Source organism: Pseudomonas sp. PDM28 (genome assembly GCF_019219115.1).
Lineage (GTDB): Bacteria > Pseudomonadota > Gammaproteobacteria > Pseudomonadales > Pseudomonadaceae > Aquipseudomonas > Aquipseudomonas laurylsulfatiphila.
Map to the genome: position 1 here is coordinate 1 of NZ_JAHUWG010000007.1, position 25,776 is coordinate 25,776.

Annotated in this window: 19 protein-coding genes and 1 tRNA gene; 7 read left to right on the forward strand and 13 right to left on the reverse strand. The window is 61.6% G+C overall.

Annotated features, from left to right (window positions below; translation table 11 throughout):
• On the forward strand, positions 1-1,314 hold a 1,314-nt coding region (acs, locus tag KW841_RS16715; RefSeq protein WP_218478291.1), incomplete at its 5' end, for an acetate--CoA ligase.
• Between the two features lie 61 nt (positions 1,315-1,375).
• Here the strand turns inward: acs and KW841_RS16720 are convergent.
• Positions 1,376-2,149 carry a hypothetical protein gene (locus tag KW841_RS16720; protein ID WP_218478293.1) on the reverse strand — a complete coding sequence of 258 codons (774 nt, stop codon included), beginning with the start codon at positions 2,147-2,149 and terminating at the stop codon, positions 1,376-1,378.
• 16 nt (positions 2,150-2,165) lie between these two features.
• Positions 2,166-2,984 (reverse strand): DUF2092 domain-containing protein, encoded by an 819-nt coding sequence (locus KW841_RS16725; RefSeq protein ID WP_218478295.1) that lies wholly within the window; start codon positions 2,982-2,984, stop codon positions 2,166-2,168.
• Between the two features lie 341 nt (positions 2,985-3,325).
• On the opposite strand from KW841_RS16725, the gene KW841_RS16730 reads away from it, so the two are divergent.
• The 3 genes from KW841_RS16730 (at position 3,326) to KW841_RS16740 (ending at position 5,907) form a co-directional block, all read left to right on the forward strand.
• Positions 3,326-4,393: an alpha/beta fold hydrolase gene (locus KW841_RS16730; RefSeq protein WP_218478297.1), complete on the forward strand. Its 1,068-nt coding sequence runs from the start codon at positions 3,326-3,328 to the stop codon at positions 4,391-4,393.
• Between the two features lie 985 nt (positions 4,394-5,378).
• Entirely contained in the window at positions 5,379-5,624 is a 246-nt protein-coding gene (locus KW841_RS16735) for a type II toxin-antitoxin system ParD family antitoxin (protein ID WP_218478299.1), read from the forward strand.
• Positions 5,617-5,907, forward strand: coding sequence for a type II toxin-antitoxin system RelE/ParE family toxin (locus KW841_RS16740; RefSeq protein ID WP_218478301.1), 291 nt, complete (start codon positions 5,617-5,619; stop codon positions 5,905-5,907). The genes KW841_RS16735 and KW841_RS16740 overlap by 8 nt, the downstream gene beginning before the upstream one ends.
• A 106-nt stretch (positions 5,908-6,013) precedes the next feature.
• Here the strand turns inward: KW841_RS16740 and KW841_RS16745 are convergent.
• The 7 genes from KW841_RS16745 to fdnG all read right to left on the reverse strand — a co-directional run bounded on the left by KW841_RS16745 (position 6,014) and on the right by fdnG (position 15,108).
• Positions 6,014-6,109 (reverse strand) — tRNA-Sec (locus KW841_RS16745).
• 19 nt (positions 6,110-6,128) lie between these two features.
• Complete coding sequence (gene selB, locus KW841_RS16750; RefSeq protein ID WP_218478303.1) at positions 6,129-8,036, reverse strand: selenocysteine-specific translation elongation factor; 1,908 nt, start codon at positions 8,034-8,036, stop codon at positions 6,129-6,131.
• Positions 8,033-9,463, reverse strand: coding sequence for an L-seryl-tRNA(Sec) selenium transferase (gene selA, locus KW841_RS16755; protein WP_218478305.1), 1,431 nt, complete (start codon positions 9,461-9,463; stop codon positions 8,033-8,035). The genes selB and selA overlap by 4 nt, the downstream gene beginning before the upstream one ends.
• Before the next feature lie 51 nt (positions 9,464-9,514).
• Positions 9,515-10,441, reverse strand: coding sequence for a formate dehydrogenase accessory protein FdhE (gene fdhE / locus KW841_RS16760; RefSeq protein ID WP_218478307.1), 927 nt, complete (start codon positions 10,439-10,441; stop codon positions 9,515-9,517).
• Positions 10,442-10,444: 3 nt separating this feature from the next.
• Positions 10,445-11,110, reverse strand: coding sequence for a formate dehydrogenase subunit gamma (locus tag KW841_RS16765; protein WP_218478309.1), 666 nt, complete (start codon positions 11,108-11,110; stop codon positions 10,445-10,447).
• Positions 11,107-12,042: a formate dehydrogenase subunit beta gene (fdxH, locus tag KW841_RS16770; protein WP_218478311.1), complete on the reverse strand. Its 936-nt coding sequence runs from the start codon at positions 12,040-12,042 to the stop codon at positions 11,107-11,109. The genes KW841_RS16765 and fdxH overlap by 4 nt, the downstream gene beginning before the upstream one ends.
• Positions 12,043-15,108: a formate dehydrogenase-N subunit alpha gene (gene fdnG / locus KW841_RS16775; RefSeq protein ID WP_218478313.1), complete on the reverse strand. Its 3,066-nt coding sequence runs from the start codon at positions 15,106-15,108 to the stop codon at positions 12,043-12,045.
• Between the two features lie 341 nt (positions 15,109-15,449).
• Between fdnG and KW841_RS16780 the strand changes: the two genes are divergently transcribed.
• Both KW841_RS16780 and KW841_RS16785 read left to right on the forward strand, forming a co-directional pair.
• The gene (locus tag KW841_RS16780) at positions 15,450-16,604 is read left to right on the forward strand and encodes a MalY/PatB family protein (RefSeq protein WP_218478337.1); all 1,155 of its coding nucleotides are present in this window, start codon (positions 15,450-15,452) and stop codon (positions 16,602-16,604) included.
• A 332-nt stretch (positions 16,605-16,936) separates the two neighbouring features.
• Positions 16,937-18,298 (forward strand): sodium:proton antiporter, encoded by a 1,362-nt coding sequence (locus tag KW841_RS16785; protein WP_218478340.1) that lies wholly within the window; start codon positions 16,937-16,939, stop codon positions 18,296-18,298.
• On the opposite strand, the gene KW841_RS16790 is transcribed toward KW841_RS16785, so the two are convergent.
• The 4 genes from KW841_RS16790 to KW841_RS16805 form a co-directional block, all read right to left on the reverse strand.
• Complete coding sequence (locus KW841_RS16790) at positions 18,276-20,195, reverse strand: PAS domain-containing sensor histidine kinase (RefSeq protein WP_218478341.1); 1,920 nt, start codon at positions 20,193-20,195, stop codon at positions 18,276-18,278. The two genes, KW841_RS16785 and KW841_RS16790, sit on opposite strands and share 23 nt — an antisense overlap.
• Positions 20,196-20,295: 100 nt before the next feature.
• Positions 20,296-21,198, reverse strand: a complete 903-nt coding sequence (locus tag KW841_RS16795; protein ID WP_218478342.1) for a zeta toxin family protein — start codon at positions 21,196-21,198, stop codon at positions 20,296-20,298.
• A 125-nt stretch (positions 21,199-21,323) separates the two neighbouring features.
• Positions 21,324-23,603: an ATP-dependent DNA helicase gene (locus KW841_RS16800; protein ID WP_218478343.1), complete on the reverse strand. Its 2,280-nt coding sequence runs from the start codon at positions 23,601-23,603 to the stop codon at positions 21,324-21,326.
• The gene (locus KW841_RS16805; protein WP_218478344.1) at positions 23,600-25,252 is read right to left on the reverse strand and encodes a VRR-NUC domain-containing protein; all 1,653 of its coding nucleotides are present in this window, start codon (positions 25,250-25,252) and stop codon (positions 23,600-23,602) included. The genes KW841_RS16800 and KW841_RS16805 overlap by 4 nt, the downstream gene beginning before the upstream one ends.
• A 211-nt stretch (positions 25,253-25,463) precedes the next feature.
• Between KW841_RS16805 and KW841_RS16810 the strand changes: the two genes are divergently transcribed.
• On the forward strand, positions 25,464-25,688 hold the full coding sequence (locus KW841_RS16810) for a YgdI/YgdR family lipoprotein (RefSeq protein WP_218478971.1): 225 nt from the start codon (positions 25,464-25,466) through the stop codon (positions 25,686-25,688).
• The last annotated feature ends 88 nt before the right edge of the window (positions 25,689-25,776 follow it).

Below are 25,776 nucleotides of genomic sequence, written 5' to 3' on the forward strand. Positions count from 1 at the left end.
CAGAAAGTCATCGTGTGCAAGCGCACCGGTGGCCAGATCAAGTGGAACCAGCACCGCGACATCTGGTTCGAGGACCTGATGAAAGTGGCCGGCACCGTGTGCGCGCCGAAAGAGATGGGCGCCGAAGAGGCGCTGTTCATCCTTTACACCTCCGGCTCCACCGGCAAGCCGAAGGGCGTGCAGCACACCACCGGCGGCTACCTGTTGTACGCCGCCATGACCCACGAGCGCGTGTTCGACTACCGCCCGGGCGAAATCTACTGGTGCACCGCCGACGTCGGCTGGGTCACCGGCCACAGCTACATCGTCTACGGCCCGCTGGCCAACGGCGCGACCACCCTGCTGTTCGAAGGCGTGCCGAACTACCCGGACATCACCCGGGTGGCGAAGATCGTCGACAAGCACAAGGTCAACATCCTTTACACGGCGCCGACCGCAATCCGCGCCATGATGGCCTCGGGCACCGCCGCGGTAGAAGGCGCCGATGGCAGCAGCCTGCGCCTGTTGGGTTCGGTGGGCGAGCCAATCAACCCGGAAGCCTGGGACTGGTACTACAAGAACGTCGGCAAGTCCCGTTGCCCGATCGTCGACACCTGGTGGCAGACCGAAACCGGCGGCAACATGATGAGCCCGCTGCCGGGCGCCCATGCCCTCAAGCCGGGCTCGGCGGCGCGGCCGTTCTTCGGCGTGGTGCCGGCCCTGGTGGACAACCTGGGCAACATCATCGAAGGCGAGGCCGAGGGCAACCTGGTGATTCTCGATTCGTGGCCGGGCCAGGCGCGCACGCTGTTTGGCGATCACGACCGCTTCGTCGACACCTACTTCAAGACCTTCCGCGGCATGTACTTCACCGGTGACGGCGCCCGTCGCGATGCCGATGGCTACTACTGGATCACCGGTCGCGTGGACGACGTGCTCAACGTCTCCGGCCACCGCATGGGCACCGCCGAGATCGAAAGCGCGATGGTCGCGCACCCGAAAGTCGCCGAAGCGGCAGTGGTCGGTGTGCCGCACGACATCAAGGGCCAGGGCATTTATGTCTACGTCACCCTGAAAAACGGCGAGGAGCCGAACGAGCAGTTGCGCCTGGAACTGAAAAACTGGGTGCGCAAGGAGATCGGGCCGATTGCCTCGCCGGATGTGATCCAGTGGGCACCGGGGCTGCCGAAGACCCGTTCGGGCAAGATCATGCGGCGGATTCTGCGCAAGATTGCGGCGGCCGAATACGAAGGGTTGGGGGATATCTCCACCCTGGCGGATCCGGGCGTCGTGCAGAACCTGGTCAACACGCACCGCAGCATGAACGTCGCCTGACAGTTCGGGCCCCGTCCATGAGCCGCCCGCCCTTGACCTTTTGGCTGTTTCAGCCAAAAGGTCAAGGCATCGGCACGACGGTGTAATAAACCCCGTTGGCACCAAAGGACGGTCGTAACCAGGAGTTGCCGCACTGGTAATACGTGGTATTGGAGAAGCTTATCAAGCCACAACCCGGAGGCAGTGAGGCGTACGTCGCGCCCATGGGCATTGTCGGTGGTGCGGAGGCCACCATGCCGGCGTTATAGCTGGCGTTCTGGTCGGCGACCGTCGCGGCTGCTTCACCGACGACCACGCCGGCCGCAGCGGCAGCTGCCGGATTGACGCCCTCGTTATAGCCACAGTTGTAGCAGCCACTGCTGGCAATCACCGCGGTTGGCGGATGGTAGTAAGCGGTGCCGTAAGGCACGGAGCGGTAGGCGGTTGTGCCATAAACGGGGGGGCGGTAAGCCGTCGTGCCATAGCCATCCGCGTGATAGCCGGCGGCGGTGGCGCCATTTTCACCCTGCGCATGCCAGACACCTTCGCCACCCGAAGCCGTTCCACCTTCCGCGCCCGTGCCGTGCCACGAGCCCTCGCCACCGGACGCCGTACCGCCGCGATAGCCTGTGCCGCTCCAGCTCCCATCACCTCCGGAAGCCGAGCCGCCGCGATTGGTTTCGCCACTCCAACTGCCGCCACCGCCCGAAGCCGAGCCGTATTCACCCGAATGACTCCATGAGCCCCCTCCTCCGTAAGTACGCCCGAAGCCGGAAGCGTGGTACCAGGCTGCTGCCTGGTTGCAGGTGAGCAGCGCGACAAGCAGGCCGGCGAATTTCAAGGTAGATCTGTTCATGGGTCAGTCTCCTTGTTCAGGGTTTCGCCACGGGTTCTTTTACCCCCTGCGGGGCACGAAGATCGGGCGGTGGGGCAAACTGAATGCGGTGGGCCGTTTCGATGTGGTCAGGCCTGAAAAAATCGGCAGGCATCGTCGACTGGAGCTTCCAGTCACTGAAGTCGACTTGATGCCGGGATCGTGTCGGATCATCGAGAAACACCGCGCGCAACCGACGTGGCAACTTGTCCTGCACGCCGATCCACGCCTGCACGAACACGCTGTCGCTGGTGTAGGCGATCACATCGGTGGTGGTATCACCGACCACCGTGCTTTGGCCGACGTAGAACGCTACACGCATGTCCCGGGACAAATCCTTGTAGGGGTCGGCAACGATCACGTCGGTAAACGGAAAATAGATCGCGGCACGCTGGTACGCGGCCTCCAGGGTCGCATCAATGGTAGGCGGCGCGTCCGCCTGGGCCAGCAAGTCGCCTTTACGTTCGTAGGCATAGGCTTTCTTGCCGTCGTAGTAAAACTCGGTGGCCGGACCGTCGCCGGACGTCAACACACGAAGGCGATCCGGTCGTTGCACATTGACCAGATCCACCGTGCCATAGGCCAGGGGCGGCCCTAGCCGGCTGGGCCTCTCGTAGGTCGTGACGGCTTTGAAACTCATGCCCTGACTGCCCGCGAGCCTGGCACTCATTGCCTTTAGAACCTCCAGCACCTTGGGTTCCAGTTGCTCCGCAGGCGGATTGGCAGAGGGAGACTGTGCGGCGTGCAGCGGGATGGCAAACAGACCTATGGCTAGACCGAGACAGAACAACCGGACAGGCGTTTGGAAGGTAGGCATCGATTGTTCTCCACGGAAACCTGCAGGTCGATCACGCGTCGTCAGAGTCATTAGAAAAGCTCAGTTACAGGGTGATTTCCATGCCTTCGGGAAAATAGTTTGAACAAATCCGCTCGGAAACCCGCGCAATGGCTACATCCTCGCGAGGCGTACGCTCGGCAGCACGGCCTACGCAGGACGCCGCTGTGTATCACACAGTGTCAGCGCGACGTCCCGATACACAGTCTTTCATCCAGCCGGCAATTGGACACAGGCCGGATACGTTGCCGCGTTTCAATGCAAGCAAGGTTTGCAGGGGCTCAGACCGATCCCTGACCCATGGCTGGTAAAGGAGACATCCCATGAAGATGGCACTGCGCAACAGCAACACCGGCAAGACTCGCCGCCACCTGGTCGGCCCGTCGATCCTCGCATTCAGCCTGTTCGGTGTGCTCGGCGCGGCCCATGCGCAATCGGCCGCCAGCGTGCAGCCGGCTGCGACCCCTGCCCAAACCACTCACGCGGCGCCCTCGCCGTTCGGCCCGCTCAAGCATGTCAACGCCGGGCTGCTGGACGTGGCGTACGCCGAAACCGGCCCGGCCAACGGACCGGTGGTGATCCTGCTGCACGGCTGGCCGTACGACATTCACAGCTATGACGAGGTCGCGCCGCTGCTCGCCGCCAAGGGTTACCGGGTACTGATGCCCTATGCGCGCGGCTATGGCGATACGCATTTCCTCTCCGACCAGACCCTGCGCAATGGCCAGCCGGCTGCACTGGCCAGTGATGTCATCGATTTCATGGATGCGCTGAAGATCAAGCAAGCGGTGCTCGGTGGTTATGACTGGGGTGCGCGTTCGGCCGACATTGTCTCGGCGCTGTGGCCGGAGCGGGTCAAGGCGCTGGTCTCGGTCAGCGGTTATCTGATCGGCAACCAGGCGGCCGGCAAGAACCCGCTGCCCCCCAAGGCGGAACTGCAATGGTGGTATCAGTTCTACTTCGCCACCGACCGCGGTCGCACCGGTTACGCAAAAAACACCCACGACTTCGCCAAGCTGATCTGGCAACTGGCTTCGCCGAAATGGGCGTTCGATGACGCTACCTTCGACCGCAGCGCCAAGGCGCTGGACAACCCGGACCATGTCGACATCACCGTGTTCAACTACCGCTGGCGCCTGGGCCTGGTCCTGGGTGAAAGCCGCTACGAAGCGCTGGAGCAGAAGCTGGCCACGGTGCCGTCCATCAGCGTGCCGACCATCACCCTTGAAGGCGATGCCAACGGCGCACCGCACCCGGCCCCCGAAGACTATGCCAAACGCTTCACCGGCAAATACGAGTTCCGGCTGATCAACGGCGGCATCGGCCACAACCTGCCACAGGAAGACCCGCAGGCGTTCGCCAAGGCTGTGATCGATGCGGATCATCTTTGAGAGCGATCTGACATGGCACACAAAAACCCTGTGGGAGCGAGCCTGCTCGCGATGGACTCAAGAGCGCCGCGTTGAGCCAGTAGAAACGCATTATCGTTAACGACCATCGCTGGCAAGCCAGCTCCCACAGAAGACCGCGTCTGTAGGAGCGAGCTTGCTCGCGATGGTCTCGAGTGCGCCGCGTTGAACCAGTAAACAAGCGTGATCGTTAACGACCATCGCTGGCAAGCCAGCTCCCACAGAAGACCGCGTCCGTAGGAGCCAGCCTGCTGGCGATGGTCTCGAGAGCGCCGCATTTATCCAGTAAACAAGCGTTATCGTTAACGATCATCGCTGGCAAGCCAGCTCCCACAGAAGACCGCGTCTGTAGGAGCGAGCTTGCTCGCGATGGTCTCGAGAGCGCCGCGTTTAGCCAGTAAACAAGCGTGATCGTTAACGACCATCGCTGGCAAGCCAGCTCCCACAGAAGACCGCGTCTGTAGGAGCGAGCTTGCTCGCGATGGACTCGAGAGCGCCGCGTTGAGCCAGTGATCAAGCGTTATCGTTAACGACCATCGCTGGCAAGCCAGCTCCCACAGAAGACCGCGTCCGTAGGAGCCAGCCTGCTGGCGATGGTCTCGAGAGCGCCGCATTTATCCAGTAAACAAGCGTTATCGTTAACGATCATCGCTGGCAAGCCAGCTCCCACAGAAGACCGCGTCTTTAGGAGCCAGCCTGCTCGCGATGGTCTCGAGAGCGCCGCGTTGAGCCAGTAGAAACGCATTATCGTTAACGACCATCGCTGGCAAGCCAGCTCCCACAGAAGACCGCGTCTGTAGGAGCGAGCTTGCTCGCGATGGTCTCGAGAGCGCCGCGTTTAGCCAGTAAAAAAGCGTTATCGTTAACGACCATCGCGAGCAAGCTCGCTCCTACAGTAGACCTGCTCGATACCGCACCAATAGTATGATAGGTTGCACGCAATCGACCATCTCGTGGAGGCCCGATCATGGGAACCGTACGAAAAACCATCACCGTGACTGACCAGCAAGACAACTGGATCAAAGCGCAGATAGAAGCGGGCCATTACACCAACGACAGCGAATATATTCGCGATCTGATCCGTCGTGAACAGGAGCGCAGCGCTGAACTCGAAACGATTCGTGCCGCCCTTCGGGAAGGTGAAGCCAGCGGAAAACCCCGCCCATTCGATCCAGCCGCATTCAAACAGAGAATGTTGACCGCGCATGGCTGAGTATCGTCTAACGCCTGCCGCAGAAGGCGACCTTGAGGCAATCTGGAGTTATACCGCTCGCCAGTGGGGCCTGGATCAGGCCAATCGCTACATTGACATTCTTACCTCAGCATTTGCGCAATTGGCCGAGCACCCGAAAAAAGCGCCGGCCTGCGACACTATCCGGCCTGGTTATCGGCGCTGCAGTGTGGAGCGGCACAAGATCTATTTTCGAATCACGGCGTACGGAATTGCGATCATCAGGGTCCTTCATGATCGGATGGAAGCGCAGCGCAATCTCTGACGATCCATTTCGCAACCCCTAGTAAAAACTGGACGAATGTATTGCTTCGACCAACCGCCATCGCGAGCAAGCTCGCTCCTACAGAGTCAGCAAGCCTGGGGTTGTTTGGCGGAAGGCAGCCGGAGTCGAACCTGCCCGGGAACGGATGCCGTCCCCAACCGGGTTTGAAGCCCGGCCGCGCCACCGGGCGCGATTGCCTTCCTTGAATTCCTGCCCCTGAATCAGGGCTCATTGCGCTGGGCCAATGCATTGTCCGGGCGAACCTGGCGACGATCGCCAAATCGCCGGGTCAGGCCGATGCGGTCGAAGTACTCCAGTATCTGGATACTGCGCTTGCGCCCCAGGCCCACCGCATCACGAAACGCCGCCACCTGGATCACCGGGTTGGCGTCCGCCAGTTGCATCAGCATAGCCGCCAATCGGCGAATCATGCTGTCGGTATAAAACAGGTCGCGCACCACTTGATGCATCAGGCCCAGGCGCGCCATTTTGCGTAGCAACCCGCGCACGGCCGCTTCCTCATGCCCCAGGTCGCGCACCCACGGCGGGTCGAATGCGGCCTGCTCGAACAGCGGTTGCAATTGCAGCCACAGGGCTTCGTCCTCTTCGCTCAAGCGCACTTGATGCCCGGGCAGATGCAACCACGGGCCACTGCTGGCGATGTCGCCGCTGGCCAGCAACTCGTCGAGCAGGCTGATGAATGTCCCACGTTCTTGAGTGCTGCCGGCAAATCGGCGCAAGCGATCCCGGTCCGGCCCCATCTGGTCCGGTTCTAGTTGATGAAAGCGTGCGAGTTGTTCCAGCACGGCGGCCTTCAAGGCCTGCCAACGGCTGGCACTGAACAGCAACGCGCCCTGGCGGGTGTCGATCCAGCGCACGTCAGCGGGCAACACCCAATGGCTGCGCGGTCGGTTGAACTGCCGCTCCAGGCGCTGCGGATCGAGCCCGGTGTCGCTGTGGGCCAGCAATGCCGGCAAAACATCCTCCAGCTTCGTGCTGCTCGCCAGGGCCACCAACTGCGCCAAGCGTTCGGGGCTGCGGCGTTGCCGGGTCGGTGCAAACGGATCGAGTACCCGACCGCCACCCAAGGTACGTTGGGCACTCTGGTCGCGCAGGATCAGCCGATCGCCTTTCACCGCGTGCACCGGCGCATTGAGCAGCAGTTGGGCAAACATCCGCCCACCGGGCGCCAGGCTGGTGCCTTCGAGCAAGGCGACTCTGCCGGTGACGTCCTGGGTGCCGAGGTGCACGTGCACCGGTTGAAAATGTTCGAAGGCCCGGGATTCGCCGGCAAGCAACTGCATGTCGATGTCCAGGCGCTGGGTCGGCGCGTACAAGCCGTCGGCCAGCAACCAGTGACCGCGATGGATGTGCTCCAGCGCCAGTCGTTCGGCACTCAGGTTCATCGCCACGCGCTGGCCGGCACAGGCGCTGTCGGCGGCCTGATTCTGTGCGTGCAGGCCGCGAATGCGCACCGGTTTGCCTTGTGGCCCCAACAGCAAGGTATCGCCCACCGCGACCTGGCCGGACAGCGCCGTACCGGTCACCACGATACCGGCACCGGCCACGCTGAAGGCCCGATCGATCGCCAGGCGAAAACCACCGTCTGTATTGCGTTGCGACACTTCACGCTGGGCATCGAGCAACGTCTTGCGCAAGGTTTCGATGCCCTCGCCGGTCATGCTCGACAGTGCAATCAGCGGCGCATCGGCAAAGGGTCCGGGCGCCAGCAAGGTACGGATCTGCTCACGCACGTCCTGTACCCTGGCGCTGTCGACCCGATCGCACTTGCTGATCGCCACCAGCGCCCGCGGGATGCCGAGCAACTCGACGATCGCCAGGTGCTCGCGGGTCTGCGGCATCACCCCGTCATCGGCGGCCACCACCAGCAACACCAGATCGATGCCCTGTGCCCCGGCCAGCATGTTGTGGGTGAAGCGCTCATGGCCGGGAACGTCGATGAAACCGGTCAGTGGCGCCCCCGGCTCCAGCGCGGCATACAGGTAGCCGAGGTCGATGGTCATGCCGCGCTCACGCTCCTCCCGGCGCCGGTCGCCCGCCTGGCCCGTCAGCGCCTGGAGCAGCGCCGTCTTGCCATGGTCGATGTGTCCTGCGGTGCCGACAATCACCCTGCCCGGCCCTCCACCTGCAATTGATCGAGCTGCGTCAGCCAGGCCGGCTCGTCGTCCAGTTGCCGCAGGTCCAGCCACAGGGCGTCATCGTCAATGCGCCCGAGCACCGCAATCGGCAAGGCGCGAAAGGCCTCCTCCAGATTCAGCAAGGATCGCCCGCGTAAACGCTTCGACGTAAGTGGGCGAATACACAGCGCCGCGCTGGCCAGCCGCGCCACCGGTTGGCTGCCGCTGCCGATCATGCCCAGTGACGGCATGGCGCTGACGCTCCAGCCTTCACCCAGCACGTGGGTCAGCGTCGGCTGCAAGCGCTCAGCCTGGGCGAGGATATCGGCCTGTGGCCGGGTCAGCAGGCGCAGGCTCGGCAGACGCTCGGCCAGTCGGTCCGGGTTTCGGTATAGACCCAGCACCGCTTCCAGGGCCGCCAGGGTCATTTTATCGACCCGCAGCGCACGCTTGAGGGGGTTTTTCTTGATCCTGGCGATCAGGTCCTTGCGGCCTACAATCAGCCCGGCTTGCGGGCCGCCGAGCAGTTTGTCGCCACTGAAGGTCACGATGTCCGCGCCATCCAGCAGCGCCTGGCGCACCGTCGGTTCGGCGGGCAGCCCCCAGCGGGTCAAGTCCAGCAGGCTGCCGCTGCCGAGGTCTTCGAGCAGCGGCAAGCCGTGCCGGTGTGCCAGTTGCGCAAGTTCCACGGTCGGCACGCTCGTGGTGAAGCCTTGAATGCTGTAGTTGCTCGCGTGCACCCGCATGATCAAACCGCTGCGCGGGCCGATGGCGGTTTCGTAGTCGCGGGCATGGGTGCGGTTGGTGGTGCCGACCTCAAAGAGCTTCACCCCGGCGCGGGCCATGATGTCGGGAATGCGGAAGGCGCCGCCGATTTCAATCAGTTCGCCCCGGGAAATGATCCCTTCCTTGCGCGCCCCCAGGCTGTTGAGGGTCAACAGCACCGCGGCGGCATTGTTGTTGACCACGGTCACCGCTTCGGCACCGGTCAGCTCGCGGATCAAGCCTTCGATCAGGTCGTCGCGATCGCCGCGCTTGCCGCTGCGCAAGTCGAACTCAAGGTTGAGCGGATAACGCGCGGCCATTTGCACCGCCTCGATCGCTTCTTCGGGCAACAACGCCCGCCCGAGGTTGGTATGCAGCACCGTGCCGGTGAGGTTGAACACCCGCCGCACATGGCTGCGATGCTGGATGGCCAATCGCTCGCCGACCCGGCCTGCCAGCACTTCGGCGCTGACCTCTACAGGGTCGAGCAAACCCTGCCGTGCCCCTTCGCGCAATTCATCCAGCAACAGCCGCAAGGCACTCAGCAAGGCGTCGCGTCCATGGCGCTCGGCCAGCGGCCGGCACGCCGGGTGACGCAACAGACTGTCGATGGAAGGTAGACGCAGGGATGGGCTGGCACCGCGTGCAGACATCTGGCACTCCTGGAAACGAATGACCCTCGCGCCAGAGTGTAGACGCTACGTTTATTCGTCTCCCGGCGCCAGCAGCAGATTCGGCGCCAGGCGCTGATAACCGTCCTGGGCCAGGCGCATGTCGAGCATCAGGCTGGACAGGTCGGCCGACAACGCTTCGGCATCCGCATCGTTTTCCAGATAGAGCAACTTCAGATAGCTGTTGCAACCGGGGCAAACCTCGGCGCGCAACGGCGCCTGATTGGCGGCGTGGCGATCATCTTCAAGGCTGAGGTATTCCAGGCCCTTGCTCTGCTCGCAATACACGCACTTGACCCGCACTACGTGCCACTCGCAGGCACACAGCGAACAGACCAGATAACGCAAGCCATTGTGCTTGCCGCGATGGCGGATGACCCCGGCCATGGCTGGCGAGCCACAGGCCGGGCACTGGCTGAGGCTGTCGCCGGGAGTCAGTGCCAGGTTCGGCGTACTCAACAGCCAGTGGCTCCAGGCCGTTTGCAGTGCCGCACCGAGAAACGGCACCAGCGCCGCCGGTACCAGCGAATACTGGCCGCTGACCAGTGCCACCGCCCAGGCGCGGCGTTGCCCGGCACCGGCCAGGCGCAAGGTGTCCACGGCATCGGCCACGGCGGATTGTGGCGGTGCGCTATAGCGTTGCAACAAGGCATCGAGGTAAAGCTGCCAGTCGTCTTCGCGCGCCAGGCTGTCGGCCGCAAAGGGCGGCAAGCCGTGCTGCTGGCACAACTCGATGCGTTGCCGGTCCAGAGGCTCGCCAAGCGGCGGGTCGTCCAGCACCTGTTGCTGCACCCGGCACAACCCGGCAATCAGGCGCAGGTAATCGGCCAGCGGGTGCCCTTCGGCCAGAATTTCCAGACGCTGGGCGCGCAGGCTGAACAGGTTATGCGGTGGCAGGTACAGAAACGGCGGCGAACTGGCCGCCGCTTCGATTTCTCCAGGTTCGAGGATGGTTGGCAAATGTCAGCCCTTTTTGGTGATCGGTCGCGTAGGCGCTTCGTCGCGGGTCTCATCTTGAGTCACTTGGCGATACCAGAGTTCGTGGTGTTTCCTGGCCCAGCCGCGGCTGACCCGGCCGTGCACCATGGCGCTGACCGAGCCTTTGATCCAGATACCGGCGTAGATGTGCACGATGATGCTCAGGATCAGCACGAAACCGGCCAGCGCATGCAGCAACATCGCCCAGCGTATCGCGGTGATGCCGAAATACTCGCTGAAGTAGGCACGCCAGATCACCAGCCCGCTGAACAACAGCACCAGCATGCACAGCAGTAAAGTCCAGAACAGCAGCTTCTGCCCGGGGTTGTATTTGCCGATGGGCGGGACGCCCTCCTCTTCATTTTTCATCACCCGGTCGATGCGCCTGAGCCACAGGCGATCGTTGGCGATGAAGTAGTTGGCGCGCCAGAAGCGAAACACCAGGCCAAGGAATAGCAGGAACATCAGCGCGCCCATGAACGGGTGCAGGATGCGTGTCCATGGCCCGCCGCCGAACAGGTTGCTCAGCCAGAACAGCGCCGGGTGGAACAGTGCCAATCCGGACAACCCAGCCATGAAGAACAGAATCGCCACCAGCCAGTGATTGGTGCGCTGGTTGCTGGTGTAGCGCAGGATCGTCTTGTCGCTCATGGCCTGCCCTCCCCACGGGGATCGAAGGTATGCACCGACGGATCGACTTCGTGCACGGCGTTGTCCGGCGGCTCGGGATGTTCATCCTCTTCGACGATTTGCGGGCCGACCCGCACGTAGTGGAAGAACCCGGCCAGCACCGCCGCGCCCATGGCCAGCAGCGCCAGGGGTTTGCTGATGCCTTTCCACAGCCCCACCAACGGGCTGATCGCCGGGTGATCGGGCAAGCCGGCGTACAGTCTTGGCGTATCGGCATGGTGCAGCACGTACATCACGTGGGTGCCGCCGACGCCTTCGGGGTCGTACAGGCCGGCGTTTTCAAAGCCGCGGCTTTTCAGATCGACGATGCGTTCGGCTGCGTGCTCCTTCATGTCGTCCTTGGAGCCGAACACGATGGCACCGGTCGGGCAGGTTTTCACGCAGGCCGGTTCCAGGCCGACCGCCACCCGGTCCGAGCACAGGGTGCACTTGTAGGCCTTGTGATCCTTTTGCGAGATCCGTGGAATGTTGAACGGACACCCGGTGATGCAGTAACCGCAGCCGATGCAGTGGTCCTGATCGAAATCGACGATGCCGTTGGCGTGCTTGATGATCGCCCCGGGGCTGGGGCATGCGGCCAGGCAACCGGGCTCGGCGCAGTGCATGCAGCCGTCCTTGCGGATCAGCCATTCCAGGTTGCCGGCGTCGGTCTCGTGCTCGGTGAAGCGCATCAGCGTCCAGGTTTCGGCGCTGAGGTCCTGCGGGTTTTCGTAGGTGCCGTGGTTATGGCCGACCTCGTCGCGCAGTTCGTTCCATTCCGAGCAGGCAACCTGACAGGCCTTGCAGCCAATGCATTTGGTGGTGTCGATCAGCTTGGCGACTTCCTCCATGCCGCGTACCGAGGGCGCGGGCGTGGTGGTGGCCGAGCGGGCAATGATGTCTTGGCTGGCCATTTAGACTTTCTCCACGTTGACCAGGAATGACTTGGATTCCGGGGTCTGTGTGTTGCCATCGCCGAGGAACGGCACCAGGGTGTTGGTCAGGTAACCGTGCCGTGTGAGCCCGGTGAAGCCCCAGTGCAGGGGAATGCCGATCTGGTGCACCACCTGGTTGTTGACCTGTAGCGGACGAATCCGCTTGGTCACCACCGCCACCGCTTCAATGAAGCCACGCTTGCTGCTGACCCGTACCCGGTCGCCTGCGACTATGCCTTTTTCCTTGGCCAGCACTTCACCGATCTCGACGAATTGCTCCGGTTGGGTAATCGCGTTGAGCTTGCAATGCTTGCTCCAGAAGTGGAAATGCTCGGTCAGCCGGTAACTGGTGGCGGCGTACGGGTAATCCTTGGCCACGCCGAGGGAGTCCCAGACCGAATCGAAGATCCGCGCTGCCGGGTTGCTGGTGGCTTTCTTGTTTTGCGGGTGCAGTGGATTGATGCCGATCGGGGTCTCGAACGGCTCGTAGTGCTCGGGAAACGGACCTTCGTTCATCTTGTCGACGGCGAAGAATCGCGCCACGCCTTCGGGGTTCATGATGAACGGGTTCATCCCCGCTTCCGGCGGCACGTCGGCCTTGTAGTCCGGTACATCGGTACCGGCCCAGGCTTTGCCGTTCCACCACACCAGGCGTTTTTTCGGATCCCACGGCTTGCCTTGCAGGTCCGCCGAGGCGCGGTTGTAGAGGATCCGCCGGTTGGCCGGCCAGGCCCAGGCCCAGCCCTGATGCTGGTGCATGCCATACGGGTCGTTGTTGTCGCGGCGGGCCATCTGGTTGCCAAGTTCGGTCCAGCTGCCACAGAAAATCCAGCAACCGGACGCCGTGCTGCCGTCATCCTTGAGCTGGCCGAAACCGGCCAGTTGCGTATTGGCCTTGATCGCCGCGCCGGTGGCGTCGGTGAAGTCGGAAGTCGCCGAGCCGTTGATTTCCTTGGCCAGTTCCTCCGGCGAAGGTTCGTCGGGGATCTTGTACGGCCACGTCAACTTGAGCAGCGGGTCGGGATACTTGCCGCCATCGGCCTGATAGCGCTGGCGCAGACGCAGGAACAATTCGCTCATGATCCGCACGTCGGTGCGCGCTTCGCCAGGGCCGTCGGCGCCTTTCCAGTGCCATTGCAGCCAGCGGCTGCTGTTGACCAGCGAACCGTCCTCCTCGGCAAAACAGGTGGTGGGCAGGCGGATCACTTCGGTCTGGATGTCGGCGCTGTTCACGTCGTTGTACGGCCCGACCTTTTGCCAGAACTCGGAAGTCTCTGTGGCCAGTGGGTCCATCACCACCAGCCATTTCAGCTTGGCCAGCGCCGCCATCACGCGGTTTTTGTCTGGCAACGCGGCGATAGGGTTGAAGCCCTGGCACATGTAGCCGTTCACCTTGCCTTGCCCCATCAGGTCGAACACCTTGAGGATGTCGTATTGGGGGATGTCCAGTTTCGGCAAATAATCGTAAGCCCAGTTGTTCTCGGCGGTGGCGTTGGCGCCGTACCAGGACTTCATCAGGCTGACGTGGAACTTGCTGTAGTTCTGCCAGTAGGACAGTTGCCCCGGCCGCAACGGCTTCTGCGTACGCTTGACGATGTAGGCGTTGTAATCCTGTTCGGCATCGCCGGGCAGAGTGAGGTAGCCCGGCAGTGAGTTGGACAACAGCCCCAGGTCGGTCAGCCCCTGGATGTTGGAGTGCCCGCGCAAGGCATTCACGCCCCCGCCCGGCATGCCGACGTTGCCCAGCAGCAGTTGCACCATCGCCGCGCTGCGGATGATCTGCGCGCCAATCGAGTGCTGGGTCCAGCCCAGCGCATAGAGGATGGTCATGGTCTTGCCCGGTTGCGAGCAAGTGGCGATTTCCTCCCAGATCTTCTGCATGGCGTCGACCGGCATGCCGCAGATCTGGCTCGCCAGTTCCTTGGTGTAACGGCTGTAATGCTGCTTCATCAACTGATAGACGCAGCGCGGGTCCTGCAGGGTCGGGTCGACCTTGGCAAAACCATCTTCACCGAGCTCATAGCCCCAGCCGGATTTGTCGGTGTAGAGACGCTTGGCCGCGTCGTAGCCGCTGAAAATCCCGTCCTCGAAGCCATAGCCGGCTTTGACGATGAACGACACGTCGGTGTAGTTGCGCACGTACTCGTGCTGGATCTTGTCCTCGGTCAGCAGGTAGTTGATCAGCCCGCCCATGAAGGCGATGTCGGTACCGGTACGGATCGGCGCGTAATAGTCGGCCACCGAGGCGGTACGGGTAAAACGCGGGTCGACCACGATCAGCCGCGCCTTGTTGTGCGCCTTGGCTTCGGTCACCCATTTGAAGCCGCACGGGTGCGCTTCTGCTGCGTTGCCGCCCATCACCAGAACCAGATTCGCGTTGGCGATATCGGTCCAGGTATTGGTCATGGCACCACGGCCGTACGTCGGGGCAAGACTTGCCACCGTCGGGCCGTGTCAGACACGCGCCTGGTTATCGAACCCCAGCATGCCGAGGCTGCGCACCACCTTGTGGGTGATGTAGCCCGCTTCATTGGACGCCGCCGATGCCGCGAGGAAACCGGTGGTCAGCCAGCGGTTCACGGTTTGCCCCTGGGCGTTCTTCTCGATGAAGTTGGCGTCGCGGTCGGCCTTCATCAGGTTGGCGACGCGATCGAGGGCTTCATCCCAGGAGATGCGCGTCCACTCGGTGCTGCCGGGCTTGCGCACCTGCGGGTATTGCAGGCGGCCGGGACTGTGAATGAAATCCAGCAGGCCCGCGCCTTTGGGGCACAGGGTGCCGCGGTTGACCGGGTGGTCGGCGTCACCTTCGATGTGGATGATGTTTTGCGCGACATTCTTCGCCGCATCGCCCTGGCTGTACATGATCAAGCCGCAACCGACCGAGCAATACGGGCAGGTGTTGCGGGTTTCATGGGTGTGGGCGAGCTTGAAATGACGCACCTGTTCGGCAAAGGCAAGCGTCGGGGCCATGCCCAACGCACCCAGGCTAGAGCCTGCAAGGCCGATACCGGCGACCTTGAAGAACTGACGACGGCTGAGATCCATCGTGCACTCCTGATCAGGTGGAACCCGGTACATGGCCGGGCTTTTTCGAACAACCACGGTCGCGGCAGTCTGGCTGCCGACAGTTGAACTTTAGTCAATGCTGTCGAATCTGCGATGAAACCCGACCGTCGGGCGTTAGTCGGCGTTCACGGCTATTGGCACAAAACCTGTGGGAGCGGGCTTGCCCGCGAAGGCGTAGTGTCAACCAACACTCATGCCCTTCGCGGGCAAGCCCGCTCCCACAGGGGGTGTGGTGTCAGTCATCGCGAGCAGGCTCGCTCCTGCAGGGATTGGCGCTTATCATGGCCGGCATGATTAACCGGCCTTTACGAGATTTGCGCATGACTTTCGATTTTGATCAGGTGTTCGACCGCCACAATACCGGCAGTACCAAGTGGAGCCGCTACCCGGCGGACGTGTTGCCGATGTGGGTCGCCGACATGGATTTCGCCGCGCCGCCGGTGATCATCCAGGCCCTGCAAAAACGACTGGAACACCCGATGGTCGGTTACAGCGTGGCCCAGGATGACCTGCGCGAGGCTATCGTTGCCGACCTCTGGAACAAATACGCCTGGCGTGTCGAGCCCCAGGAGCTGATTTTCCTGCCGGGCGTCGAGTCGGGCTTCAACATGGCGTTGAAGGCCCTGGTGCAGGCGCCACAGAACGTCGTGGTACAGGTGCCGAACTACCCGCCGCTGCGCCACGCACCCGGACATTGGGGCCTGAACAAGGTCGAGCTGAATTTCGATGCGCAGACCGACGGCACCTACAGCACGCCGCTGGATACCCTGAGCCAGTCGCTGCAAGGTGGTGGTGCACTGCTGCTGAGCAACCCGCACAACCCGTTGGGCAAGGCTTTTCCCCGCGCAGAGCTGCAAGCCATTGCCGACATTTGCCTTGAGCATGATGCCTGGATCATTTCCGACGAGATCCACGCCGAGTTGTGCTTCGACGGCCGCCAGCACATTCCGATGGCCACGCTGAGCCCGCAAGTCGCCCAGCGCACCATCACGCTGATGTCGGCGAGCAAGGCCTACAACATCGCCGGCCTGAAGACCTCGTTCATGATCATCCAGGACCGCCACCTGCGCGAGAAGGTCAACCACGCCCGTTGCGGCATGGTCGACAGCGTCAATCCGCTGGGCATGGAAGCCACCCGCGTCGCCTACAGCGAGGCCGCGCCCTGGCTGGCCGAACTGAAGGTCTACCTGCAAGGCAACCGCGATTTTCTCGCCGAAGCAATACGCACCCGCCTGCCGGGCATCACCATGAACCTGCCGCAAAGCACTTACCTGGCGTGGCTCGACTGCACGGCACTGGGGCTGGACGACCCGCAGCAGTTCTTCCTCGAACAGGCCAGGGTCGGCTTGAGCGCCGGCCTGGACTTCGGCGATGACTGCAAGCAGTTCGTACGCCTGAATTTCGGCTGCCCACGCTCGCTGCTTGGAGAAGGCATTGCGCGGATGGAACGCAGCTTGCGTCATCTCAAGGCCTGATCCAGCCCCTCGACAACCACCCGGATCCCTGTGGGAGCAGGCTTGCCCGCGATGAACGCCAGCGCAACGCGTTTATTCAGACAGAACGCGTTATCGTTTACGTCCATCGCGAGCAAGCTCGCTCCCACAAGTAATCTGCATCGCGCGGATGGAGCGCAGTCTGCGCCATCTCAAGGCTTGATCCAGCCCCTCGACAACCACCCGGATCCCTGTGGGAGCGAGCTCGCTCGCGATGATCGCCAGCGCAACGCGTTTATTCAGACAGAACGCGTTATCGTTTACGTCCATCGCGAGCAAGCTCGCTCCTACAAGGTTGTTTCGGGATCCGGACCATGAGCTTCATTACCTGGGTGGCGGTGTTGGGGGCTGTGTTGCTGACGCTGGCACTGACCTCGTCGTACCTGCGCTGGATGCCGGTCACCACGTCGGCGGTGTGTCTGGTGCTGGGCGTCGCCATCGGTCCGGTAGGCCTGGGTTTGCTCAGGCTGGATGTCAAGGATGCCGCCTTCTGGATGGAGCATCTATCGGAAGTAGCGGTACTTTTTTCGCTGTTTGTCTGCGGGTTGAAGTTGCGCCTGCCCCTGGGCGATCGCCGATGGCGGGTGGCATTTGCCCTGGCGGGACCGGTGATGATCCTGACCATTGCCGGTGTAAGCCTGTTACTGCATTTCGGATTTGGGTTCCCGTGGGGGCCGTCGCTGTTGATCGGGGCGATTCTGGCGCCCACCGATCCGGTCCTGGCCTCTCTGGTACAGGTCAGCGATGCCAGGGATTACGACCCGGTCAGGTTCGGGCTTACCGGTGAAGCCGGTTTCAACGATGGCATTGCATTCCCCTTCGTCATCCTCGGCTTGTTGTTTCTGCAACACAGTGACAATACAGGGGCCTGGCTCGATGACTGGGCATTAAAGCGTCTGCTCTGGGCCGTGCCCGCCGGACTGCTGACCGGTTACTGGATGGGGCGCGGCATTGGCCGCCTGACCTTGTTCATGCGCATCAAGAACGCCGACAGCACCTTCTCGCCCAATGATTACCTGGCCCTGGCCCTGATCGCACTGGCCTATGTCGTGGCCGAAGCCATTGAGGGCTACGGCTTTCTCTCGGTATTTGCCGCTGGCCTGGGCTTGCGCCAAGCCGAGGTCAAGACAAGCGGTGACACCCAGGCACCGGCCGAGCATCTGGTCCAGGCGGTGGTCGGTCATCAGCATGTCGAACCCGAATCGGCCGTGGCCGGCAATGTGGACCACCTGCAAGACACGCAAGTCGCTGCCGGGATCATGATGGGCGACATGCTGTCATTCGGCAGCCTGGTGGAACGGGCCATGGAAGTGTTTCTGGTCACCTTGCTCGGGGTCGTGCTGGTTGCACACTGGGACTGGCGGGCTCTGGTGCTTGCACTGGTGCTGTTCGGCATGATTCGCCCGCTGGCGGTCTGGCTGATGCCCTGGGGTTCGCTGCTCAATGGCCCGCAACGCTGGTTGATCGGCTGGTTCGGCATTCGCGGCATCGGCAGTTTCTACTACCTGTTCTACGCCCTGAACCACGATCTGCCGCCTTCGGTGTCCACCTTGTGTACCGACCTGACGCTCTCGGTGGTGGCCCTGAGCATTCTGGTCCACGGCATCAGCACCCAGCCCATGCTGGCCCGCTATGAACAGCGCAACCGCCGCGTCACTTCATCGCCAAGGCAATGACTTCCACCAGGTTGAGTTGGGTAAAAGGTTTCGGCAAACGCGGCAGATGGGCGGCAAAGCCTTCCAGCCGTTCGGCATAACCGGTGGCGAGGATGATCGGCACGTCCGGTCGCATGTTCCTGATGGCATTGGCCAGTTGAGCCCCACTCATCTGTGGCATGGCCATGTCGGTGATGACCAGATCGATCTGCGGTTCACTGTTGAACAGTTCCAGCGCCCTGGCACCGCAAGGCGCACTGATGACCCGATGCCCGAGGTCCTCGAGCAGCAGACAGGTGCTGGTCAATACCAGGCTGTCATCGTCCACCACCAATACGCTCAGGCCGGGTCCGGTCACGGCCGGCGCTTCGGCGACCGGTTTGACGGGCGAATCCCCGGTGGCGACCGGCAACCAGAGTTCGGCGGTGGTGCCATGGTCCTTCTGGCTTTTGAGGATGAACCGTCCGCCCAGTTGTTCAATAAAACCGTGAACCATCGACAACCCCAGGCCCGTACCTTTACCGACGCCCTTGGTGGTGAAAAACGGGTCCATCGCCGAGACCAGCGTGGTTTCATCCATGCCCTCGCCGGTATCGGCAATGCTCAGGCAGACGTAGCCCCCCGCGGCCAGGGATGAGGTGGCGCTGTCGGTCACTTCACGGTTTCTGGCGCTGAAGCTGATGGTCCCGCCATTGGGCATGGCGTCACGGGCGTTGGTGGCCAGGTTCAGTACGGCCAGTTCCAGCTGATTGAGGTCCGCCATCACCGGCTCGAGATCTTCGGGAAAGCGCGTTTCGATTTTCACCGAAGGCCCCAGGGAACTGCGCAACAGCCCGGAAATGCCTTCCACCAAGGCCGGTATCCGCACAGGCTCCGACTTGAGTTCCTGGCGTCGGGCAAACGCCAGCATGCGCTGGGTCAGGGAAACGCCGCGCAGGGCACCCTGGGTAGCGTTGTCGATCAAGCGGGTCAATTTTGGATTGTCCGTCACGCGTTTGCGCACGATTTCCAGATTGCCGAGGATCACCGTCAGCAGGTTATTGAAATCGTGAGCGATGCCACCACTGAGTTGGCCGATGGCTTGCATTTTCTGCGCCTGGAACAAGGCCTCCCGGGTTTGTTCCAGCACCTGCTGCGCTTGCGTGACGTCAGTGATATCACGGGTAATCTTGGCAAAACCGAGCAAGTTCCCGGTGTCGCCCCAGATCGGATCGACTATGACGTGGGCTAGGAACCGCGTACCGTCCTTGCGCATCCGCCAGCCCTTGTTTTCAAAGCGCCCTTCACGCTTGGCGATGTCCAGCGTCCTTTGTGGCTCGCGGGCTTCGCGATCCTCCGGGGTATAGAAGATCGAAAAATGCTGGCCAATGACTTCTTCGGGCAAGTAACCCTTGATGCGCTGGGCGCCAAGGTTCCAGTTGCTCACGCGTCCGTCCGGCGAAAGCATGTAGATCGCATAGTCGGTAACGCTCTGCACCAGCAGGCGGAACTGCTGCTCGCTTTGCTTGAGGATTTCCTCGGCCACCCGGCGCTCGGTCAGGTCGCGGGTGATCTTGGCGAAACCCAGCAAGGTGCCCGACGGGTCGAAGATCGGATCGATGACCACATGGGACCAGAAATGGGTGCCGTCCTTGCGCACCTGCCAGCCCTCGCCCTCGAAACGCCCTTCACCCAGCGCCGTGTCCAGTGTCCGCTGGGGCAAGCCGGCCCGGCGATCCTCATCGGTGTAGAAACGCGAGAAATGCTCACCGAGGATCTCGGCCTCTTCATACCCCTTGAAACGCCTGGCGCCGGCATTCCAGCTGGTAATGACGCCGTCCGGATCTATCATGTAGATCGCATAGTCGATCACCGCATCGATCAACAGGCGAAAGCGCTTGTCCTCAACGGTACTCGGCCTGTTTTGATCCTCGCTCATTGAGTTCTCGCGTCATGATTGTTTTTCTGGAGTATGAGACAAACTGCCAATCTGGAAAGCCATGACTGCAGCAATTTGCTACATGGCCTGCAATCCCCGCTTAGCGATACACGTACTTGGTGATATAGGAGTAAAGGTCGTTGTAGACGAAATCGGGAACCTGTTTGTCATATTTGCTGGTTTTAAGCAGCTGCAGATGACATTCCCTCACCATCTCGTCACGCTCCTCCATCGAATAGACGGACCTTCTGAGGATAGTGTCATAGGCGCTGTATGCATATGGCTGCAACGTTGAAACTTCGTTCAAATTCCCATTTTGGTTCAGGGTATAGGTGCTGTGAGCACGCAGCACCCGTTCGCTCAGCGTGCCCAGACCGCGCTCGTACAAGTAGATTTGTGAGCCACTCACTGTCTTTGCGATGAACTCGAACGCAACGAGAACCGCAGGGGCGTTACTGATGCTCGACTCGAGTCTCGAATAGCTGACAAACCGTTCCATCTCCTGCTTTTCCAGACTGGAGAATGCTCTTTTGATGCTGGACAGATGGGCGAACGCGTGATTGCAGCCCACGACATGGACTTCGAGTTGATAACCGGGAACAAACTTTGCCAATCCGGCAAAACCGATGTCATCGAACGCGCACTCCATGATGATGTTGTATCTTTGAGAAAGCGCGTTGGCGAAGATTTTCTCACCGAGTTCCCTGGCAAACGCTTCTGTATGTTCGTAGGCGTGCAAAACCCCGAGCTTGATCATGTCGGTGTAATGCGGGTGTTTTTTTCGATATTCAGGCAGGTACAGTCGAATGTAGTTCCCGTAATTCCCGGATGGCAGCAAGCTCTTTTCCAGCAAGAAAGTCTTGCCCGAGCCCTCCACTCCGGCGGTGATCAGCAACTTTGGGATGGCTTCGGCAGTTTTTCCGACGAAGAGCATAGGGTGGATCTCGTCGAACGCCTTGATCACGTCGTCTGAGGAATAGTTGTATTTCGGAGCTTCTGACATACCTTGATTTCCTTATCAAAGAATTGGGTTGTGATATCCAGCCTTTCCAATAAAGCGTGCTGGCGCTGATTGTTCAATCCGTTGTTTTAATCAAGGTATGTATTTGTTTTTAAAGGTAAATATTCCTACGGAGCAGAGCGAGAATTCGTTGGCGCAATCGACCACCAGCGCGGCAGTAATTGCCTGACCTTGTGCTCGCCAAAACGGTCGTCGATCAACATCACTACCCCTTGATCCTGTTGCGTACGGATGACCCGCCCGGCGGCCTGCACCACTTTCTGCACACCGGGAAACAGATAGGTGTAGTCGTAACCGGCGCCAAAGATGGCGGCCATGCGCCGTTTCAGTTGCTCGTTCACCGGATTGAGCTGGGCCAGCCCCAACGTGGCGATGAATGCGCCGATCAACCGGGCACCGGGCAAATCGATGCCTTCACCAAAGGCCCCGCCCAGCACCGCAAAGCCGACCCCCTGGCCGTCGGCGTGGAATTGGTCGAGAAACTGCTGGCGTTGCGCTTCGCCCATGCCACGGGACTGCGACCACAGGCTGATGTGCGGATGTTTCTCGGCAAGTAGCTGCGCCACCTGCTGCAAATAATCGAAACTGCTGAAAAACGCCAGGTAATTACCGGGACGCTTGCAGAACTGGCTGGCGATCAGCTCCACGATCGGTTCGAGCGAGGACTGGCGATGCACGAACCGCGTGGAGATCCGGTTGACGATGTGCACTTGCAGTTGATCGGCATGAAACGGCGACTCGACGTCGATGCACACCGTATCGGCCGGCGTTCCCAATAAATCGGCGTAATAGTGCCGGGGGCTGAGGGTCGCGGAAAACAGCACGGTGCTGCGCGCGGCAGTCAGGCGCGGGCGGATGAACCCTGCGGGTACCACATTGCGCAGGCACAGCTGCGAAAGATTGCGCTTGCGTTCGAGGTCGCGCTTGCTGATGTCGAACAGGAACTGCTCATCGAACAGTTCGGCCACCCGGCAAAACTGCAGCATGTCGAAGTAGAAGCCTTGCAGTGCGCTGTCCAGCCCTTGTGGGTGATCGTTCAGGTAGTCACCGATGCTGGCGCTGCACGATGACAGTGCCTGAAGCAGCTTTTCCGGCGCCTTGTCATAGGCTTGATAGGCACCGGTTTGCGCGTCATGCAGGGCATTCCACTCGCGGCTGATTCGCTGCATTGGCTTTTTCAGCACCTCGGGTGCGGTTTTGCGCACAGCGTTGAAGGTCGCCTGATCGAGGCTGGCGCTGTACATCTGCCGACCGCGCTCCACCAGGTTGTGGGCTTCGTCGACCAGCACCGCGACCCTCCAGTGATTGGCCTGGGCCAGACCGAACAGCAAGGCGCTGAAATCGAAGTAATAGTTGTAGTCGGCAACCACCACGTCGGCCCATCGCGCCATTTCCTGGCTCAGGTAATACGGACAGACTTCGTGTGCCAGGGCAACCTCGCGCAAGGCGCCCTGGTCCAGCAGGCTCAGTTGACTGGCCGCCTGCCGCGCAGCCGGCAGGCGATCGTAGAAACCCCGGGCCAGTGGGCAGGACTCACCGTGGCAGGCTTTGTCCGGATGTTCGCAGGCCTTGTCCCGGGCAATCATCTCCAGCACCCGCAACGGTGGCGCATCGGCGCTGGCCAGCAACACTTGCGCGGCGTCCAGGGCGAGCTTGCGTCCCGGGGTTTTCGCCGTCAGGAAGAACACTTTGTCCAGCTGCTGCGGTGCCAGTGCCTTGAGCATGGGAAACAGGGTGCCCAGGGTCTTGCCGATGCCCGTGGGCGCCTGCGCCATCAGGCAGCGCCCTGTGCTGACGGCCTTGAACACCGACTCGGCCAGATGGCGCTGCCCCGGCCGAAAGTCGGCGTGGGGAAAGGCCAGGCGCTGCGCCGCGAGATTGCGCCCGTCACGGTGGGCGACTTCCTGTTGTGCCCATTGCAGGAAGCGCGCGCATTGAAGCTCGAAGAACTGTTGCAGCTGCGCGGCCTCGAAGGACTCGACCAGGCAGGTTTCCTTTTCGCTGACGATGTCGAAATACACCAGCGCCAGGTTGATCCGGGGCAGATCCAGTTGGCGGCACATCAACCAGCCGTAGATTTTCGCCTGGGCCCAATGCAACTGACGGTGGTTGGCCGGTTGCTTGCTCAGGTCACCGCGGTAGGTCTTGACCTCTTCCAGGCAGTTTTGCCCCGGGTCATAGCCATCCGCCCTGCCCTTGACCGTCAAGGTCTGATGCTGGCCCTCAAGGGCGACTTCGCTTTGGTAACCCTCGCTGCGTCGCGAGGCCACCGTGCGGTGCCCGACAATGCCCTCCAGCGCAGTGGGCGTCGGCGTGAAGCGCAGGTCGAGGTCGCCGGCCTTGGCGGTGAACTCACACAGCGCCCGCACCGCAATGCTGTAGCTCAAGCGTCCTGCTCCGCCCATTGCACGTAGCACACGGCGATGGGCATCTGGTGTTCATGGCAGAACTCCAGCCAGCGCAACTGGTTGTCCTGCAGGCGATCGCCCGGGCCTTTGACTTCGATCATGCGGTAGGTCTTTTGCTGCGGCCAGAACTGGATCAGGTCCGGCATGCCGGCGCGATTGGCTTTGATGTCGAGCAAGAGGCGGTTGAACCAGTGCCTGAGATGCTCGGCCGGGAGGCAATCCAGGGCTTGCTCCAGCAACTCTTCGCTGAGCACGCTCCAGAACACGAATGGTGACTGCACGCCCCACTTGGCGGCGTAACGATGGCGAATGGTCTGCCGGTAGCGCCCGTCTTCCAGTTCGGCCAGGCAGGTCTGGAACAGTTCGGCCCGGCGGGCCTGGAAGTCCTCGCTGAGCAAATCCACCGGCCCGCGCTGGAACGGGTGGAAGAATGCCCCCGGCAAAGGCGCGAAGATCGCCGGCCAGCACAACAGGCCGAACAACGAGTTGATCAGGCTGTTTTCGACGTAGTGGATCGGTGCCGAATCCTCAGCCAGATGCGCCTGAACGTAAAACTCGACCGACACTGCCGGATCGACTCTTGGTAGTTGCAGGTCCAGACGCTGCATTTCCCGAGGCGCCGCCCGCTTGATGGGCGGCCCCCCGAGCTTGCGTCTCAGGCGGGGCAGCACGCGGTGCAACTGCTGGTGTTCGGCGGCACTCTCCGGTGCCTGTTCGGCCTGCTCGGCCAGATCCAGCGCCAACTCGAACTCCCCGCTGCGCTCCAGCACACGAATGAGCCGCGCCCGCGCCCCCGGATAAGCGCATTCACGGTACAGGGTCAGGGCCATGGCGAAATCCGCGATGCGTTCGCAATACTGGCCCATCTGGAACAGCAGCTTGCCGCGCCGACGTTGCAACCAGGGATTGTCCAGCGTCAGGCCCTTGATGCGTCCGGCCACCTCCTCCAGCGCTTCACCGGCTTCGAATTGTTGCTGGTACGCGTGCAGCAGGACACAGGCATCCACGTCTTCGCGGCTGCGCAAGCCACGGGACTCGGCGCTGAATTCGACTTTTTCGTAGGTGTAGATACCCAGGTCGGCCAGCACGAACTCCGACCAGTCCTGGTACAGGTTGCCGAAGAACATCAGGCGCAGGCGATCGCACAATTCCATGATGGTCAGGCTGAGCAGGCGCTCATCCAGCCACGGGCACCAGTCGTTGAAACTTTGCGCCTGGGGAAATTGCTCGCTCAGCGTTGGCAGCCAATCGGTTTTCCTGCCTTTGGGTTGATCGATGACGGAACCGAAGGTCTGGAGAATTTCACCCTTGAGCAGCAGTTCGAACAGTTCTTCGACCGCCAGCGGCAAACGCTCGTCGACCCAACCGAGTTTCAACAGCGGGCCGGCGGCGCCGGGGATATCGCCGATTTCGTCGTAATGCAGTTTGCCGGCCCTGAAATGAATACCCTTGCGCATGACCATTCTGACCAGCAGTGCCTGCGATTCACGGGGTAACCGCTTAAACTCATTAATGAAACGCAGCTCGTCGACGCTCAGCACATCGGCCAAGCGCTGCTCAAGCCAATCAAGCACTTGCATGAAGTTGTTCAGGTAATAGAACGGATCGTCGAGAGGGTTTGCAGTCACAGGAAATGGGCCATGGCGAGCGAGTACTGGTTATGCGTACAGATACCAGTTCCGCCCTGTCCGGTGCAATCGGAAAAGGATAAATGGAGGCGCTGTACGGAATATTTCCCGGGCAGTAGAACTTTCTGCCCCCTGGCGGCACCAACCGCCATGGGCATGCAGTGACAGGCGCGAATGGATGGCACTGCTTCAAAACGAACGGGAGGTGATCATGGACATCAAGACTTTGGGTTTACCCCTGGCCGTCGCGGCTCTGCTGGCGCTGGCCGGTTGCTCGACGCCAACGGTGGTGACCCTGCAGAACGGCACTCAGTACCTGACCAAGGACATGCCGAAGACCAAAACCAAGGACGGATTCTTCGAGTTCGAGGACATTTCGGGGGCGAAGGTAAAAGTCAGGGCCGACGAAGTGGCGACGATTCGCGAGGAAGACTGACGTTTCTCCTGGCACGATGTGGCAGGTTTCGAGCACTGCCTTACACTCGATAGACCCCGTGCGACCGAATGAATGTGCAGCGCTTGGA